The organism is Gilliamella sp. B2911, from assembly GCF_026536965.1.
Classification (GTDB): Bacteria; Pseudomonadota; Gammaproteobacteria; order Enterobacterales; family Orbaceae; genus Gilliamella; species Gilliamella apicola_E.
In genome coordinates this window covers 102,627-121,915 of the sequence record NZ_JAFNNA010000002.1, presented here as the reverse complement: position 1 = coordinate 121,915, position 19,289 = coordinate 102,627, and the positions used below count along the sequence as shown (strand labels likewise).

The following is a 19,289-nucleotide window of genomic DNA, read 5'->3' as shown; positions in this document are numbered from 1 at the left end:
TGCTGGTTGCCCAGCAGCTGATAGATATTAATAAACAAACCGTTTTTCTACACCATTGGTTTGGCAAGCCATAAGTAGGGCTGTATAATCAAGCTCAAACCCAATCATATCGCCAACACGTAATGTTTCAGAAACATCTTCAATATCAACAATAGTATGATCGCTGGTTTGACCTAAGACCGTAATGTTGTCATTAATCGGTATACAGCTTTCTGCTGGCACATCTTGACGGCCAAAAGCGAGAAGCGCGCGTTTACGAGTACCATGATCAACAAAAGTTTTGCTGTTCAAAAAGGCATCAACACCTAATTCTCCAACAGGAACGGTTGGTTTACTATTAAGCTCGATGATTTGTGCATACAATTTATACATGTCACTACAAGCTTTTTCTACAGGTTTGTTTGAGTGATGAAACTCATCAAGATATTTCATATCCACATACTCAATACCAAACTCATGTAAACCACCAATTCGAATGTGATTAAGCCCTTCTGGCCAGATCCCTTTATCAAGCAGATGGTAACTTGTACAATTACCAGCTGATAGATACTTGATCTTGATATTACAAGCTTCTTCTACTTTACGCGCTATGTGTAAAAAATCCACACCATTTTTAACAGTTGGTAGAACAGTACCATAGCAGTTGAAGTTGGTCCCAAGCCCATAAAGCTCAACACCTGGTAAAGATAAGATTAGTTTGACTGTTTCGATGATATCATCGACATGTTCAAACCAAATACCTTCACGTAAATCGCCCATATCAACCATTAAAAGTACTTGATGGACTTTTTGTTGTTTTACCGCTTCATCAGAAAGTGCTTGAATAACTTGTTTTTCACTGTTTAAGCTAATATCTGCGTATTTCACTACTTCACTGATCTCACTTAAACAAGGACTGCGTAATAAACAAGTTTTACAATTTAAAGCATCTTTAAGTTTCTTCAAATTGTAGGTTCTTGATTCAGCAATCACATCAATACCACCATCAAGCACCGCTTTGGCGGTTTCAACACAGCCATCAAAGACTTTATTTACCGCCATCACTTCAATGCCGTGTTTAGCAAGAAGTTCTTTTTCAACACGGGCATTGTCTTTTAATTTACCTAAATCAATTTCCAATATAGGTTTGTACATAAATTTACTCCTCTATATCTTATTGCAAGCGGTTACGTCTTTGTGCGCGATGGTATATCCATTCAGCTAACACAATTGCAAGCACTGCACCACCAACAATTTTAGCGATGTACTCAACATATCCACCCATATCAATTTGTGCTGGTGGAATAAAGACTAAGATCACCGCAAATAGCGTAGATAAGAAACCTAAACCAGGTAAAATAATTGGTAAAACTTTACCAGGAATCTTGAAGCTACGTGGTACATCTGGTTGAGTAATACGTAAGCGATAGTACGCAATAAACATCACTAAATAAGGAATAAAGTAACAAATGGTTGTTAATGCAGTTAACATCCAATATGCAGCAGCAATACTTGGTGATACGAATGTTGAGAAACAAAGTACCGTTACAATTATTGCTTGGATAACTAAAGCAAATGCTGGTGTTTGATATACAGGATGTAATCGACCAATACGTTCACCAAGTAAGTTATCTTCTTTTGATGCTTCTTGTAACATATAGATAGGACCAACTAACCATGAGTTAATTTGACCTAATGCACCAAAGAACAAACAAATTGCCATTACTGGTAATAACCAAGGCATGTGTAGCTCTTTAGCAGCAGCTTCCATCGCTTGCATTACTCCGGCAACAATATCAGTATCAGCAGCAGGTAATAAGGTATTAATTGCCCAAGTACCAATCATATAGATACCAACGATAACAACTGCAGATACCGCCATCGCTTTAGGGAAGTCACGTTGTGGATCACGAGTACGACCAGCGATCATTGGTGCAACTTCTAGCCCAGCAAAAGCAAACATCATGCTTGATAAAAATACAATAGTATCCCAGCTACTTAAATCCGGAATCCAATCACTAACATGGCTATAATCAGTTGCCATTGGATGACCAGTCATTAACCATACAATAGCTAATAACACGATAATAGCAGCAGGAATAAATACACCTAACCATGCACTAACACTGTTAATGATTTTAGTCCATTTCATGCCTTTGATATTCATTAACGTTAAGATCCAGAATACTGCCATGGAGCCAACACCAATAAATACTTGATTCTGAGCAAGTTCAGGGCTAAACATATAACCAATTGCAGTAAAACCAAACTGCAACATTAATGGGAAGAAAAGCACACATGAAAACAGGAAGCAAACAACCACTATCCAACCGACACGTTTACCAAATGCTTCTTTTACCCATACAAAGATCCCACCATCTTTTGGCCAGCCTGTTGAAAGCTCACCACAAACCATGGCTAATGGAAAAAACAAACAAAATGCAGCAAGTAGCCAAAGCACCATTGCTGACGCTCCGTAAGGAGCAACATTAGGAATTTGACGTAAACTCAATATTGCAATGACATTCATAAACACAATGTCTTTAATACCAAGTAAACTTGAATCTTTAGAATCACTCATAATAACCTCACATAATAACAACTGGGGCAGTTATTGCCCCAGCCAGTTCATGATTAATACACGTCGTATCCAACCATATCCTCGTAAGTGTCTTCACGGCGAATCAATCGATCTTTGCCTTCTTTATCAATCATAACAACAGCAGTACGTGGGCGGTTGTTATAAACTGTTTGGCTTTCGATGGTATAAGCACCGGCATCAAGGAAAGCAATGATATCGCCAATTTGTGTGTCTTTAGGTAATAAGAATTCTTCACCTTTAACACCCACATGGAAATAGTCACCACCGTCACATAATGGACCCGCTAATTTAATGTACTCATCATGTTGCTCAGTGATTCTTGATGCATCATAAACATAGAAGAACCAATCAAAGTGTTGACTGTCAGATAATACGCTGTAACCCGCATCAACAAATTTCCATTCAACATGTTCTTCGATGTTACCGTCTAAATCGTAGTTAGTTTTACGTTTTTCACAAGCAACTTCAGTTAATAGCACACCAGCTGAACCGGTTACTTTACGACCTGGTTCGATACAAATTTCAACGTCAGTACGCCATTTATGTACTTCACTGATTACCGCATCGGCGAAATCTTGTGCAGTAATACCAGCATACATATTGTCTTCTAATGGATTACCATTTTCTTCGTCATATTTATATGGAACAGGAATACCACCACCAACGTTGATTAAATCAAATTTAATGCCAAGAACTTCTTCTAAACGGCGTGATTCATCAACTAATACTTTAGTCGCTTTTGCAAAAGGTTCTGCTTCTGGTACTTGATCCCCTACGTGCATATGTAAACCACGTAAATGAACATAAGGCATTTCAAGAATACGACGGCAAGTCTCTTCAGCTTGTTCTAAGTCGATACCAGATTTAGCGTGATAAGCGGTTACTAATTCTGCGTGAGTTGCTGACGGTACATTTGGTTCAACACGCACACAAACATTTGCAACTTTTTTCAAACGTCGAGAAATCTCATCAATAATATCAAGCTCATATAGGCTATCTACGTTGATGATGTAAAGATCGTTTTGGATAGCAAATTCTAAATCAACCGGTTTTTTAACCACACCGTTGAAAACAATTTGGCTACCTGGAAAACCGATTTCTAAACATTTACGAACTTCAAACATTGAGTTAGCTTCTGCATAGATACCCGCATCTTTAATCGCTTTAAGCACACCCATTACTGAACATGTTTTTGACGCATAGAAAATCTTAGTATTTGGATGGGCTTTAAACGAATCTTTGATCTCCTGAATATTACGGTCAATTTCTTTTTCAGAAAATACGTAAAAAGGTGTTGGATATTTCTTTGCTAATTCTTCCAAATTCACACCATCAAAACAAAGTTTACCGCCTTGAGCACTGAAACGACGATCTTTAGTTATAAGATCTGTGCGTATTTTGTTATAATTTGACATAATTGTGTCGGACATATGACCTCCAGTTAATTAGTACATAAAAAAGGTAAGTAAAAAGATTACTCACTTACAATGCAATCAACGTGCCAACTTAAAAAAACACAAACAATCAATTGTTTAACAGAATAATTACAAATTTAATATTAGTCATTTAGTAAAAAATATGTTTTTATGACAAAAATTTGTCACTTTTTTTAGTAATAATTGAAAGATATTTAAATTAACGCTCGCTATACTTAGTAAGAATCCAACTTTCAAAAGGTTTTAGTATCATGATAATTGATCCTGAATTATTACAAGCATTGGAAATATTTAAACATTTTTTTGATCTAATACATCAGCCTATGGCTATTATTGACAAAGAAGGTAAATATATTTACTACAATCAGGAAAGTGCAGAACTTGATGGCTACCCAATGGAACAAGCCATAGGTAAACCAATGCTTAAAGTTTACCCTAATTTGAAAAAAGAAGATAGTACTATGCTACAAGCTTTACAGGGTAAAGAATATCAAGATACCTATCAAACCTATTATAATCATGTGGGCAAATTAGTTGATTATCAACATACAACGGTTCCTCTTTATAATCACAAAAAAGAAATTATTGGCGCGGTTGAAATTGGTCGTAATTTATCTAATGTTAGGCAACTGCAAGATCAGGTATTCAGTCTTAATAGAAAATTATATCAAAATAAAGAACAGCCATTACCAGAAATCGTTTTTGCTTCAAAAAAAATGCAGCAGGTGATAGACCAAACTAATATTTTAGGTAGTAATGATGTGCCAGTATTGATTGTTGGCGAAACCGGCACAGGGAAAGAGCTATTTGCTAGATTAATTCACCAAACTAGCCAACGCCGTGATAAAGCGTTTATTTCACTTAACTGTAGCGCTTTGCCTACAACATTGATTGAAAGTACTTTATTCGGGACTGTCAAAGGAGCGTTTACTGGAGCTGAAAATCGCCAAGGTTATCTTGAACTTGCTAATGGTGGTACGTTATTTCTTGATGAACTTAACGCGATGCCACTTGAAATGCAAAGCAAACTGTTACGATTCTTACAAGAAAAAACCTATTGGCCACTAGGCGGGAATAAAGAGCAACATGCTGATGTTCGAATTGTTGCAGCTATGAATGAATCACCGGCTGATTTATTAAAAACCGGCAAAATGCGTAGTGATCTATTTTATCGATTAAATGTCGGATTAATTAAACTGCCAGCACTACGCGAAAGACAAGAAGATATTCCTGTATTGGCAAGATACTTTATTGATAAACATAAAACTGATGTAAGTGTTTTGATTACTGGTATTAGTGAACATGCATTACAGCAACTTATGTCAGCGCCTTGGCCGGGTAATGTGCGAATGCTAGAAAACGCTATTGTCCGAAGTATGGTTTTACAAAATGAGCCAGGAGAATTGCAGCAGATTATTCTGGATGAAGAATTATTTGACCTTCATAGCCCTTATCCACAAGATGAAGCCAAGCTTGAAAAAACGACTACCAGCGAAATAACTGGTAATCTTACCGAACAAGTCGAAAATTATGAAAAGCAACTTATTATTGATGCATTAAATCAGGCCAATGGGAAAATTATTACAGCGGCAAAATTACTCGATGTTTCGCGAACCACATTACAATATAAAGTTAAGAAATATGATATACATATGGGGGTAATTGATAATTAATCAAAGGATTGCGCGCAAGCAAATGCACTGCTCCAAGCCCATTGGAAATTATAACCACCTAGCCAACCAGCTACATCAACAACTTCACCAATAAAATAGAGATTGAGGTGATTTTTCGCCTCCATCGTCTTTGACGATAAAGCATCACAGCTCACACCACCCAAAGTTACCTCAGCTGTACGATAGCCTTCCGTTCCATTCGGTGTAACCATCCACCTAGTTAATGTTTGGTAAAGCACTTGCTGCTGAGTAGGCGTTAATTGCTTAACGGTTAAATCGACTATCAAATTTAATTGCATCAAAGCTTCAATTAACCGCTTCGGTAATATTTGCGCCAAACAATTTTTAATGCTTTGATTGCGATTATTTTCTAACAAGCGTTGAAAATCACCTTCAAAGCTTACGTCTGGTAACAAATTAATGGTAATGGCTTCACCTGCTTGCCAATAACTAGAGATTTGTAAAATCGCTGGTCCAGATAATCCTCGATGAGTAAACAGCAAATTCTCTTTAAAAGATATTCGTTCATTAGATACTTCAACCGGCACGGCAATGCCCGACAAAGTGGATAATACTTCTAGCAAAGGTTTATGTAAGGTAAATGGCACCAACCCTGCTTTTACGGGCACAACAGGAATCGAAAATTTTTCGGCAATTTTATATCCGATAGCGGTCATACCTAGTGCTGGCATAGATTGCCCACCAGTTGCTACAATTAATTTATCAGTATGAACAAAACCTTGTGAAGTCGATAATTTAAATCCTTGCTGCTCAGCCTCAACATCTTCAAGCTGAGTGTTTAACATGAATTTAACTTGCCCCTTTTGGCACTCTTGGGCAAGCATATCAACAATATCTTGCGCTGAATTATCACAAAATAACTGTCCATGATCTTTTTCATGATAGGCAATATTGTATTGATTAACCAGTTGAATAAAATCCCATTGAGTAAAGCGCTTTAATGCAGACTTACAAAAATGACGATTTTCTGAAATATAATGGGTTGATTCTACGTTAAGGTTGGTAAAATTACATTTACCACCACCAGACATTAAAATTTTGCGTCCTAATTTTTTACCATTATCAATAACAGTTACATCATAACCTTTTTGTCCTAATAATCCGGCACAAAAAAGCCCAGCAGCACCCGCACCAATAATTGTAATTTTATTTTGCATATAAGACCTATTACCCATAATAAAGATTATCTATTATATAAGAGTAGCGATTCTAACTCACTCATTCTTGAAAAAATGTGTAAAAATCGCCAATTTTGATGCTCAAAAACCCCGTTCCTCAACTTTTTTTTAATCAAATATTAATTATTATTATGAGAAAAAAACCAATTTCTGAAACTTTTGTCTCTATTAAATTTTAATTATAGTATAAACAAATAGTTAATATGAGATATTAGCTTCATTAATAAATATAGACTGAGTTATTAAAAGATTGACTTATAAGTAATATTTATTTGACCAAAAACCTATTTTTAATTACCTTCACACCTATTATGGGATTAATGCCTATATCTTCTCAAAAAATAATAACGATGAATTAGAGGCAATGATATGTTATATAACCAGCATCATGAGAAAGATAACTGCGGATTTGGTTTAATCGCTCATATAGAAGGGCAACCAAGTCACAAAGTGGTGCGTACTGCAATCCACGGACTTGCTAGAATGCAACACCGTGGTGCCATTTTATCCGATGGTAAAACGGGCGATGGCTGCGGGCTTTTAATGCAAAAACCAGATCGATTTTTTAGAGTTGTCGCAGAAGATGCCGGATGGCGTTTGGCAACAAACTATGCTGTAGGCATGCTATTTTTAAGCCAAGATGAAGCCGAAGCCCAAGCAAGCCGTGATATTGTAGAAGAAGAGCTAGCCGAAGAAACTCTATCTATTTTAGGTTGGCGTGAAGTACCAATTGATAAAAGCGTTCTGGGTGAAATTGCCCTGTCATCACTGCCAAGAATCGAACAAGTTTTTGTTAATGCCCCTGCTGGATGGACAAAAATTGATTTAGAGCGTCGTTTATATATGGTACGACGCCGCATAGAAAAACGTGTGCAAGATGATACGTTTTACGTATGTAGTTTTTCAAATCAGGTCAATATCTATAAAGGCTTATGTATGCCTAAAGATTTACCTAGATTCTATTTAGATTTGGCTGATATTCGTATGGAAACAGCAATTTGTTTATTCCATCAGCGTTTTTCAACCAATACCGTACCACGTTGGCCACTTGCTCAACCATTTAGACATTTAGCCCACAATGGTGAAATTAATACTATCGAGGGTAATCGGCAATGGGCTAAAGCGCGATCTTACAAATTCAAAACGCCACTTATACCCGATTTACAAGATGCCGCGCCGTTTGTTAATGTTACAGGCTCGGATTCAAGCTCGCTAGATAATATGCTTGAATTATTTTTAGTAGGCGGTATGGATATTGTTCGTGCTATGCGTTTACTTGTGCCTCCTGCATGGCAAAACAATCCGGATATGAATGAAGATCTCCGTGCTTTTTTTGATTTCAACTCTATGCATATGGAACCGTGGGACGGCCCTGCAGGTATCGTTATGTCCGATGGACGTTATGCCGCTTGTAACTTAGATCGTAATGGCCTTCGCCCTGCACGTTATGTGATTACCACTGACAAACTAATTACTTGTGCATCCGAAATTGGTATTTGGGATTATCAACCAGATGAAGTAGTGACCAAAGGACGTGTTGGCCCCGGTGAATTACTAGTGATTGATACTGAAGAAGGTCGCATTTTACAATCGTCAGAAACGGATAACGATTTACAAAAACGTCATCCGTACAAAGAATGGATGGCTAAGAATGTAAAACGGCTGATTCCATTTGAAGATCTTCCTGATGATGATATCGGCTCTCGTGATTATGACGATACTTTACTAGCGACGTACCAAAAACAATTTGGTTATAGCAGTGAAGAACTTGACCAGTGTATTCGAGTTTTAGGTGAAAATGGTCAAGAAGCAACAGGCTCTATGGGCGATGATACGCCATTTGCGGTATTATCAAGTCGTCCTCGCTTAATTTATGATTATTTCCGACAAAAATTTGCTCAGGTAACTAATCCACCTATCGACCCATTGCGTGAAGCACACGTGATGTCACTATCAACGAGCATTGGTCGTGAAATGAATGTGTTTGCTGAAGCTGAAGGTCAAGCTCATCGAGTTGCTTTTAAATACCCGGTATTAGTTCATTCGGATTTTAAACAATTAACGACCTTAGAATCACGCTACTACAAATCTGAAACGCTTGACATCACTTATGAAATTGATGGTAGCTTACGTGATGCAATTGAACAATTATGTGGTGATGCCGAAGCAAAAGTACGTGAAGGAACTGTACTACTAATCCTATCTGATAAAAATATAGCGCCAGATCGCTTACCTATTCCAGCCCCAATGGCTGTTGGCGCAGTGCAACAACGTCTAGTTGAAAAAAATCTACGCTGTGATGCCAATATCATTGTTGAAACCGCAAGCTGTCGAGATCCGCATCAGTTTGCAGTCTTGCTAGGGTTTGGCGCAACTGCAATCTATCCATACTTAGCTTATGAAACTTTAGCGCAAATGGTCGATAATGGTACGATGAATAAATCTTACCGTGAAGCGATTATTAATTACCGTAATGGTATTAATAAAGGCTTATATAAGATTATGTCAAAAATGGGGATTTCAACAGTCGCCTCTTACCGTTGCTCTAAACTATTTGAAGCAGTTGGTCTCCATGAAGAAGTCGTTGAGCTATGCTTCCAAGGTGTAACTAGCCGTATCAGTGGTGCCAATTTTGAGGACTTTGCTCAAGATCAGTTTAATTTATCTAAAAAAGCATGGTTACGACGTAAACCATTAGAACAAGGTGGATTACTCAAATTTGTTTATGGTGGTGAATACCACGCTTATAATCCAGATGTGGTGCAATCACTACAAAAAGCAGTTAATGAAGGTAATTATGAAGATTATCAACGTTATGCGGATATTGTAAATAATCGACCACCAGCAACTCTACGAGATTTATTAAAACTAAATCCTCCTGAAAACGCGGCTATTTCGCTTGATGAAGTTGAACCAGAATCATCATTGTTTAAACGCTTTGACTCCGCTGCCATGTCAATCGGTGCCTTAAGCCCAGAGGCGCATGAATCATTAGCTGAAGCAATGAATACATTAGGTGGTTTTTCTAATTCTGGTGAGGGTGGAGAAGATCCCGCTCGTTACAACACGATAAAAGTATCACGTATCAAACAAGTGGCTTCTGGTCGATTTGGTGTTACACCAGGCTACTTAATGAGTGCCGATGTTATTCAAATCAAAGTAGCCCAAGGCGCAAAACCAGGTGAGGGAGGACAATTACCTGGTGATAAAGTCACCCCTTATATTGCAAAATTACGTTTTTCTGTGCCGGGAGTGACATTAATTTCACCTCCACCACACCACGATATTTATTCAATTGAAGATTTAGCTCAATTGATTTTTGACTTGAAACAGATTAATCCAACTGCAATGATTTCGGTTAAATTAGTCTCTGAACCAGGAGTAGGCACTATCGCAACAGGGGTTGCTAAAGCATATGCAGATTTAATCACCATTTCAGGTTATGACGGTGGTACTGGTGCCAGCCCATTAACATCAGTTAAATATGCGGGTTCCCCTTGGGAGCTTGGCTTGGTTGAAACCCAGCAATCATTAGTTGCTAACGGGTTACGTCATAAAATACGTTTGCAAGTTGATGGTGGGTTAAAAACCGGGGCAGATATTGTAAAAGCTGCAATTTTAGGCGCTGAAAGTTTTGGTTTTGGTACTGGGCCAATGGTTGCATTGGGTTGTAAATACCTCCGTATTTGTCACCTAAATAACTGTGCAACCGGCGTAGCCACTCAAGACGAAAAATTACGTAGCGAACATTATCATGGATTGCCAGAAAAAGCGATGAACTACTTCCGTTTTCTTGCGCGTAATACTCGAGAAGTTATGGCTGAACTTGGTGTTAGACAAATTGTTGATTTAATCGGTCGTACTGATCTGCTTATTGAACTAGATGGTATTACTGCAAAACAGCAAAAACTGGATTTATCAAGTTTACTTAAAACAGCATCCCCTATTGAAGGCAAACCAGTTCACTGTATTGAAGATAACAAACCATTTGATAAAGGTGTGCTTAATAAAGAGATCATAACTCAAGCACAAGATGCGGTTGATAATCGTCAAACTAAAAGTTTCTACTTTGACATTCAAAATACAGATCGCTCTGTTGGTACCACTTTATCCGGTTATATTGCTAAAAAATATGGCGATCAAGGCTTGGTTACCTCCCCTATTTCATTGAACTTCAATGGTACTGCAGGTCAAAGTTTTGGCGTTTGGAATGCTGGTGGTGTGGATTTAACCCTTACAGGGGATGCTAATGACTATGTTGGTAAAGGCATGGCGGGTGGTCGCATTGTCATTCGTCCACCACAAGGCTCTGCATTTTTGAGCCATGAAGCAACCATTGCTGGTAATACCTGTTTATATGGCGCAACTGGCGGTAAATTATTTGCTGCTGGTCGAGCGGGTGAGCGTTTTGCTGTGCGTAACTCTGGAGCCATAAGTGTGGTTGAAGGCATTGGTGATAATGGCTGCGAATATATGACGGGCGGAATTGTCTGTGTTTTAGGAAAAACTGGCGTAAACTTCGGTGCTGGTATGACTGGTGGTTTTGCTTATATTTTAGATACCGATGGTGATTTGCATAAGCGTATTAATAAAGAGTTGGTTGAAATGTTAAATGTTGCTGACTACTCGATTCATGAAGAACATTTACGTGGTTTAATCATGGAACACGCACAGCTTACTCACTCATCTTGGGCAGAAGAGATATTAGCTAATTGGGAAGATTTTGCGAAACAATTTGTTTTAGTTAAACCAAAATCTAGTGATGTTAAAGCGTTATTAGGTCACCGTAGTCGCTCTTCAGCAGAGCTACGTGTGCAAGCACAGTAAGGAGAAAACACGATATGAGTCAAAATGTTTATCAGTTTATCGATTTACAACGTGTTGATCCGCCTAAAAAATCGCTAAACGTCCGTAAAATTGAGTTTGTTGAAATTTATGAAGGCTTTTCAGCCTCGCAATCTCAAGCACAAGCAGATCGTTGTCTGGCTTGTGGTAATCCTTATTGTGAATGGCGCTGTCCAGTACATAACTATATTCCTAATTGGTTAAAATTAATTAATGAAGGAAAGATTTTAGAGGCGGTTGAGCTATCTCACCAAACCAATAGCCTACCAGAGGTGTGCGGTCGAGTTTGTCCGCAAGATCGTCTTTGTGAAGGTTCCTGTACTTTAAATGCTGAATTTGGAGCCGTAACGATTGGCAGTATTGAACGTTATATTACTGATGAAGCCTTTAAAATGGGATGGAAACCAAATCTATCTAACGTGGAAAAAACTGGACTAAGAGTCGCAATTATTGGTGCAGGCCCTGCTGGGTTAGCTTGCGCTGATGTCTTAGTACGTAATGGTGTTACACCAGTTGTTTTTGATCGTCATCCGGAAATTGGTGGCCTATTAACTTTTGGTATTCCTGCTTTCAAATTAGATAAAGAAGTCTTAATTCACCGCAGACATGTCTTTACCGAAATGGGAATTGAGTTTCGCCTTAATACTGAAGTGGGTAAAACTGTACAATTAGCCGATCTCATCAATGAATTTGATGCAGTTTTTGTTGGTACTGGTACTTATCAATCAATGCGTGCAGGCCTAGAAAATGAAGATGCCGATGGTGTTTATGATGCCCTACCATTTTTAATTGCTAATACCAAACATATTATGCAACACCAACAAACTGATGATGCGCCTTATGTCGATATGAAAAATAAACGCGTCGTGGTATTAGGTGGTGGTGATACAGCAATGGATTGCGTTCGAACGTCTATACGTCAAGGTGCAACTGAAGTGACTTGCGCCTATCGCCGGGATGAAGCTAATATGCCGGGTTCTAAACGCGAGGTTAAAAATGCTAAAGAAGAAGGCGCACAATTCCAATTCAATGTACAACCTCTGAGCATCGAAATCAATGATGCCGGTCATGTTACTGGTGTAAAAATGGTAAGAACGGAGCTTGGCGAACCTGATGCAAAAGGACGTCGTTCTCCGGTGATAATTCAAGGATCGGAATTTGTACTTCCGGCAGATGCAGTTGTAATGGCATTTGGCTTTAAACCTCATTCTATGCCGTGGTTAGCCGAACATGGTGTTGATTTTGATGATAGAGGGCGCATAATCGCACCACAAAGCAAAGGTTACCAAACCAGCCATCCAAAAATCTTTGCTGGTGGTGATGCGGTAAGAGGATCGGATTTAGTGGTAACTGCCATTAACGAAGGTCGCAAAGGGGCAGAAGGGATTTTAGATTACTTAGAAGTATAAAGTGATTAACTAAGTAAACCTTATTTCCATTCCCTACTGAGTGGGAGTAAGGCTTATTACTTAATATTTATTGATCTGCCTAAACCATAACGTTTATTGATTACAACCTAAATATCGTCATTTATCGGGTTGAAATCGCCAATGCATATTCACTTTGATAATTGGCATTAATGACTATTAGCTGATACCATGAAATTGTATCAGCTAATAACCTTTAGTTATTGTATTATTTGGTTATAAATAGACAATCTGAGAACCATTTTCAGGATTTTTAGTCGCCTCAGCAAACCCTTCTAAGAAAAAGGCTAGATGATCAGCTTCATCCCCTAAAAGGCGCCCTTTGACTTTATTCCAAGTTAATAACACGATAGCTGCTTGTGGTTCACAACAAATTAACATCGGTTGTTCAAGTTCTTCATTCCAATAAAACTCACCGCCGTATAATTTTTGGGCTGTCAGTAATAAGTAACAACCATACTCTTGAGCAATCATATTAAGCTGTTCTTCAGGGATACTAAAATTTTTCTCAGCTAATTCACCAATAATAATTTCAACAACAGCAATACTTTTTTCGGAATAATCGAGCTGGTTAATACTCCACGTTGGGCTATGTAAAATGGCATTTTGTGCCCATGCTTCGATTTCTTGATATAATTCATTTTTTTGTTCAGTCATTTTGATTTACTTCGCTAGATAATTGTTCAGATTGTTTGACAATTTGCCATGCATCTTCCATTTCTTCAAGTGTTGCGTCAATTAAATTGTGATTTTTTTGTTTAAGTAATAATTCTACCTGCTTAAAACGCCTTATAAACTTGTTATTGGCATTTTGTAAACATAACTCAGATTTAACTTTTAAATGTCTGGCTAAGTTAACGGTGGCAAAAAATAAGTCGCCAAGCTCTTCTTCAATTTTGGATTGATCTTGTGCGGTTTTATTCAATTCCTCTTCCACTTCGCTAAGCTCTTCTTTAACTTTATCAATAACAGGTTTTAACTCTACCCAATCAAATCCAACTGATGCACAGCGTTTTTGTATTTTTTCAGCTTTCATTAATGCTGGAATGGCGGTGGGAATATCATCTAATAGTGAATATTGTGCTCGTTTATCACGTTCTTGTTGCTTAAGTTGTTCCCAATTTGGCTTAACAGTAGTATCATTTGAAAAGACATGGGGATGACGACTAATCAGCTTATCAGCAACAGAGAGGCAGATATCATCAAAATTAAATAAACCTTGTTCATTTGCTAAGTCAGCATAAAAAACAATCTGAAACAGTAGATCACCCAGTTCATTTTTAAGTTCAGCCATATCTTTTTTTTCTATGGCATCTAAGACTTCATAAGTTTCTTCTAGAGTATATGATTTTAATGATTCAAAAGTTTGCTTACTGTCCCATTCGCAACCTTTAATTGGATTACGTAATTGTTTAGTAATAGCTTGTAAACGTTCTAATTGGTTCACGATATTTCTCACAAAGTAGTAATTGTTAAATAACATTGTATCAAAACAAAATAGTAATGTTTTAATAACTAAATAGTAAGCATCCAAAATTTAATAAAAATATTTCCATTTAAAAACAATGAATAAAAATTTAAAAACAACAAAATCACACAGATTTACACTCAAAATACACAATTAAGTATATAATACATTTAATTTCAACTTAAAAAACACTAAAAATATGAATAAACTACGAGAACTTACATTTAGAGGTATTATTCTTGGTGCACTGATAACAATGATTTTTACTGCATCAAATGTTTATCTGGGCTTAAAGGTCGGTTTAACTTTTTCATCTGCAATTCCTGCAGCTGTAATTTCTATGGCGATTTTGCGGTTTTTCCCTAATTCAACCATTTTAGAAAATAATATGGTTCAAACGCAAGCTTCTGCTGCAGGGACATTATCTTCAATCATTTTTGTTATTCCGGGCTTATTAATGATGGGATACTGGCATGATTTCCCATTTTGGTTAACCTTTGCTGTATGTTTGGCTGGTGGTATGTTAGGTGTGTTATTTTCTATACCGCTTCGACATGTCATGGTAGTAAAAAGCGATTTACCTTACCCTGAGGGTGTTGCTGCTGCCGAAATATTAAAGGCTGGGTCAAAGGCAGAAGGAAATGACGCTAATGGTGGATTAAAAGATATTTTATTCGGTGGCGTAATTGCTTCTTTAGTCAGTTTATTTACTAATGGATTTAAACTGCTATCTGGAAATACAGCTTATTGGTTCACAGCAGGCAAAGCAATATTTCAAATACCCTTAGGGTTTTCTTTAGCGTTATTAAGTGCTGGCTATCTAATTGGTATTATTTCAGGTATTGCAATACTACTTGGGACTATTATTGCTTGGGTATTTGGCATACCGATTTTAACAGTTATCAACGGTTATGATTCAAGTTTACCTTTATCTCAAGTTGCCATGCAAATTTGGGACAACGATATCCGTTTTATTGGTGCAGGAACGATTGCTATTTCAGCTGTTTGGACTTTGCTCTCTTTAATAAAACCAGTTATTGAAGGAGTGAAAATTTCTTTTAAAACTCTACGTTCAGATGTGCCAATAAAAGACACAACAGAACGCGATCTATCCCCTAAATGGATTTTTTCTATTATGGGGATGATGTTAGTCATTTTAGTCGTGACTTTTTATTCATTTATAGCTGATAGTGGCTTATCTACAGGCATAGCTTGGTCATTAGTTGCATGTGCGGTATTGTTTTCTTTTATTATGGGTTTTTTAGTTGCTGCAGCTTGTGGATATATGGCTGGTTTAGTCGGATCATCAGCAAGTCCTATGTCTGGTATTGCAATAGTTGCAGTTATTGCTGTTTCACTTATTTTATTAGGACTAGGTGAAATTAATGGCATGTTATCAACGATTGAAGGATCGAATTTTGCAACAGCATTAGCATTATTTACGACAAGTACTGTTTTAGCAATAGCATGTATATCAAATGATAATTTGCAAGATTTAAAAACAGGCTATCTAGTCAATGCAACACCATGGAAGCAACAAGTTGCTTTATTAATTGGTTGCTTTGTGGGTGCTTTAGTTATAGCTCCTATTCTAGAAACCTTATATCACGCTTACGGATTTACAGGTGCTGTTCCTCGCAGTGATATGGATCTTTCTCAAGTTTTAGCTGCTCCTCAAGCATCTTTAATGACAACTATTGCACAAGGTATTTTTTCGCATAAACTTGATTGGACAATGATTTTTATTGGCCTAGTATTAGGGGGAATAATTATCATCACTGATTTAATTTTTGCTAAAAATAACTCAAAATTTAGATTACCAGCTCTTGCTGTCGGATTAGGCATTTATTTACCACCAAGTGTCACTACACCGATTTTTGTTGGCACATTACTATCTTGGATTATAAAACGTTATACTTATGCTAACGCAAAGAAAAATAATACTGATCCAGAAATACAATTTAAAAAAGTTGATAGCAAAGCAGCTTTAATTGCATCAGGCTTAATTGTTGGTGAAAGTTTAATTGGCGTTATATTAGCGGTAGTAATTGTGATAAGTATTACTAATGGAGGAAGTGATGCCCCATTGGCAATATTTAAAAACTTAGGAAATTTACCACAATACCTAGGATTATTTGTATTTATCCTTATCTGTTGGCTTTTTATTCGCAGAGCTTTGTCGGCGATAAAAAGTAAAATTTAAGTGATATTAATATTTAGGCAATTATTACATTAATTATTAAATATGATTTTTATTCAACATATTAATAAATAATCTTATTTTATCATTTTCCGCATTGTTTACCGTATCAATCATAAATATTCGATTCAAATGCAATGCGGATAAATCACCAGTAAAACGTATTGCATAAAGTTCTTTTTTTGTTAGCATAGCTTTTTTTTAGAGTAATAGATGGCAATATTATGATTGTTTTTGATTCTATCCAAATTCGTCGTGGTGTTAATCTGCTTTTAGATAACGCTTCAGCAACAATTAATCCTAAACAAAAAGTTGGATTAGTAGGTAAAAATGGTTGTGGTAAATCCACCCTTTTTTCATTAATTAAAGGCGAAATTCACTCTGATGCTGGAAGTGTATCAATACCTACACAATGGCAGCTTGCTTGGGTTAATCAAGAAACACCTGCTTTAGATGTTCCAGCTATTGAATACGCTATTGATGGGGATCGAGAATATCGCCAATTAGAACAAAAACTAACGATTGCTAATCAAGAAAATAATGGTGAGCAAATTGCGATCATTCACGAACAACTCGATACCATTGATGCTTGGACAATACGGGCAAGAGCCGCAACACTATTACATGGTTTAGGATTTTCTAACGAACAACTCAATTTACCGGTTAAATCCTACTCCGGTGGTTGGCGGATGAGACTAAATTTGGCGCAAGCGTTAATGTGCCGTTCTGATTTACTGCTGCTTGACGAACCAACTAACCACCTTGACTTAGATGCAGTGATTTGGCTTGAAAAATGGTTGAGTAATTATCAGGGAACGCTTATTTTAATCTCTCATGACCGAGACTTTTTAGATCCACTTGTTAATAAAATTATTCATATTGAACAAAAAAGTTTATTTGAATATACCGGAAACTATTCTTCATTCGAAAACCAACGTATAACTAAATTGGCACAACAACAATCATTATACGAAAGTCAGCAACAAAAAGTCGCCCATCTGCAAAGCTATATTGATCGCTTTAGAGCAAAAGCAACCAAAGCAAAACAGGCTCAAAGCCGAATTAAAATGTTAGAAAAAATGGAGCTTATTGCACCGGCACATGTGGATAATCCTTTCCATTTCAATTTTAAACCTTCTGAATTTTTACCAAGTCCATTATTGATGATGGATAAAGTGGTTGCTGGTTATGGAGATAAAATCGTCCTTGAAAAAATTAAATTAAATCTTGTTCCCGGTTCGAGAATTGGTTTATTAGGACGGAACGGAGCTGGTAAATCGACTTTAATTAAATTATTAGCGGGAGAATTACAACCTAAAGAAGGTCATATTAATTTAGCCAAAGGTGTTCAATTAGGCTATTTCGCTCAGCATCAGTTAGAGTATTTGCGTGGTGAAGAATCCTCACTTTGGCATTTAACCAAGCTTTCTGATCCTAAAATAACAGAACAAGAATTGCGTAATTACTTAGGTGGTTTTGATTTTCATGGCGATAAAGTCAATGAACCTGTAAAAACATTTTCAGGTGGTGAAAAAGCTCGATTAGTTTTAGCATTAATTGTTTGGCAAAAGCCAAACCTACTGTTACTTGATGAGCCAACTAACCATTTAGATTTAGATATGCGCCAAGCATTAACTGAAGCGCTTATTGATTTCGAAGGCGCGTTAGTTGTTGTATCGCATGATCGCCACTTACTACGTTCAACAACTGATGAGTTTTATTTAGTTCACGATCACAAAGTTGAACCATTTAATGGTGATCTCGATGATTATCAAAAATGGCTTGCCGACGAGCAGAAAGCGGAAAATCAGCCTGAACCAGATCAAGATACAGCTAAAAAAGATAGTGTCCAAAATATTTCTTCGCAAGAACGAAAAGAACAAAAACGCCGTGAAGCGGAATTAAGAGCGCAAATGCAGCCAATTAAAAAATTGTTGCAAAAAGAAGAGCAAAAACTTGAACAATTGAGTACCGCTCTTAAAGACATTGAATTGCAATTATCAGATCCGATTATTTATGAAAATGATAAAAAATCAGAATTAACTGAATTATTATTAAAACAGAGTCAACTAAAAAACCAGCAGGAACAAGTAGAAATGAATTGGCTGGATTTACAACAACAATTAGAAGATCTTAATTGTGAGCAGTGAAACGGCTTCTTAAATTTTATTGTTGTTAATTTGAAGTGCACTCAGAATAATCTTTAATATTAATCATTGCCGCTAGTTATTTTCCCTTTAATGGCTAATTTTGGATATTCCAATATAGGCTTCGCACCACCAATATATCCTTTCTTGGTCACTGTTTACTAAGAGTTATCTGATTAAAGAACAAACGATTTAAATGACAACAAAAATACCTCCTTAGAAGAGGAGGTATTATACTTTAGTAAAAAATGATAAAAACAGTTAAGCAAACCAGATTGTATCACTAAAAATGATTTATTAAATCTGTATAGGT

Annotated in this window: 11 protein-coding genes; 5 read left to right on the top strand and 6 right to left on the bottom strand. The window is 36.9% G+C overall.

Annotation, left to right across the window (positions count from 1 at the left end; translation table 11 throughout):
* Positions 1-27: 27 nt before the first annotated feature.
* Genes J3U27_RS02555 through lysA form a run of 3 tightly spaced genes read right to left on the bottom strand, consistent with a single transcriptional unit; the run spans position 28 to position 4,011 of the window.
* Entirely contained in the window at positions 28-1,134 is a 1,107-nt protein-coding gene (locus tag J3U27_RS02555; protein WP_065735086.1) for an alanine/ornithine racemase family PLP-dependent enzyme, read from the bottom strand.
* A 19-nt stretch (positions 1,135-1,153) separates the two neighbouring features.
* On the bottom strand, positions 1,154-2,560 hold the full coding sequence (locus J3U27_RS02550; protein ID WP_065563731.1) for an APC family permease: 1,407 nt from the start codon (positions 2,558-2,560) through the stop codon (positions 1,154-1,156).
* A gap of 53 nt (positions 2,561-2,613) precedes the next feature.
* The gene (gene lysA, locus J3U27_RS02545) at positions 2,614-4,011 is read right to left on the bottom strand and encodes a diaminopimelate decarboxylase (protein ID WP_065563732.1); all 1,398 of its coding nucleotides are present in this window, start codon (positions 4,009-4,011) and stop codon (positions 2,614-2,616) included.
* Positions 4,012-4,265: 254 nt separating this feature from the next.
* On the opposite strand from lysA, the gene J3U27_RS02540 reads away from it, so the two are divergent.
* On the top strand, positions 4,266-5,690 hold the full coding sequence (locus tag J3U27_RS02540) for a sigma-54 interaction domain-containing protein (RefSeq protein ID WP_416380529.1): 1,425 nt from the start codon (positions 4,266-4,268) through the stop codon (positions 5,688-5,690).
* Here the strand turns inward: J3U27_RS02540 and J3U27_RS02535 are convergent.
* Entirely contained in the window at positions 5,687-6,868 is a 1,182-nt protein-coding gene (locus J3U27_RS02535) for an NAD(P)/FAD-dependent oxidoreductase (RefSeq protein WP_267376757.1), read from the bottom strand. The two genes, J3U27_RS02540 and J3U27_RS02535, sit on opposite strands and share 4 nt — an antisense overlap.
* 390 nt (positions 6,869-7,258) lie before the next feature.
* Between J3U27_RS02535 and gltB the strand changes: the two genes are divergently transcribed.
* Positions 7,259-11,716: a glutamate synthase large subunit gene (gene gltB, locus J3U27_RS02530; RefSeq protein WP_267330383.1), complete on the top strand. Its 4,458-nt coding sequence runs from the start codon at positions 7,259-7,261 to the stop codon at positions 11,714-11,716.
* Positions 11,717-11,730: 14 nt separating this feature from the next.
* A complete protein-coding gene (locus J3U27_RS02525) occupies positions 11,731-13,143 on the top strand; it encodes an FAD-dependent oxidoreductase (RefSeq protein ID WP_267376754.1) in 1,413 nt (470 codons plus the stop codon).
* Between the two features lie 234 nt (positions 13,144-13,377).
* On the opposite strand, the gene J3U27_RS02520 is transcribed toward J3U27_RS02525, so the two are convergent.
* Both J3U27_RS02520 and mazG read right to left on the bottom strand, forming a co-directional pair.
* On the bottom strand, positions 13,378-13,818 hold the full coding sequence (locus J3U27_RS02520; RefSeq protein WP_267337150.1) for a hypothetical protein: 441 nt from the start codon (positions 13,816-13,818) through the stop codon (positions 13,378-13,380).
* The gene (mazG, locus tag J3U27_RS02515; RefSeq protein WP_065563738.1) at positions 13,811-14,608 is read right to left on the bottom strand and encodes a nucleoside triphosphate pyrophosphohydrolase; all 798 of its coding nucleotides are present in this window, start codon (positions 14,606-14,608) and stop codon (positions 13,811-13,813) included. Before mazG ends, J3U27_RS02520 begins: the two co-directional genes overlap by 8 nt.
* A 220-nt stretch (positions 14,609-14,828) precedes the next feature.
* Between mazG and J3U27_RS02510 the strand changes: the two genes are divergently transcribed.
* Positions 14,829-16,832, top strand: coding sequence for an OPT family oligopeptide transporter (locus J3U27_RS02510; protein WP_267376752.1), 2,004 nt, complete (start codon positions 14,829-14,831; stop codon positions 16,830-16,832).
* Between the two features lie 221 nt (positions 16,833-17,053).
* Positions 17,054-18,979 carry an ABC transporter ATP-binding protein gene (locus J3U27_RS02505; protein ID WP_267330379.1) on the top strand — a complete coding sequence of 642 codons (1,926 nt, stop codon included), beginning with the start codon at positions 17,054-17,056 and terminating at the stop codon, positions 18,977-18,979.
* Positions 18,980-19,289: the final 310 nt, after the last annotated feature.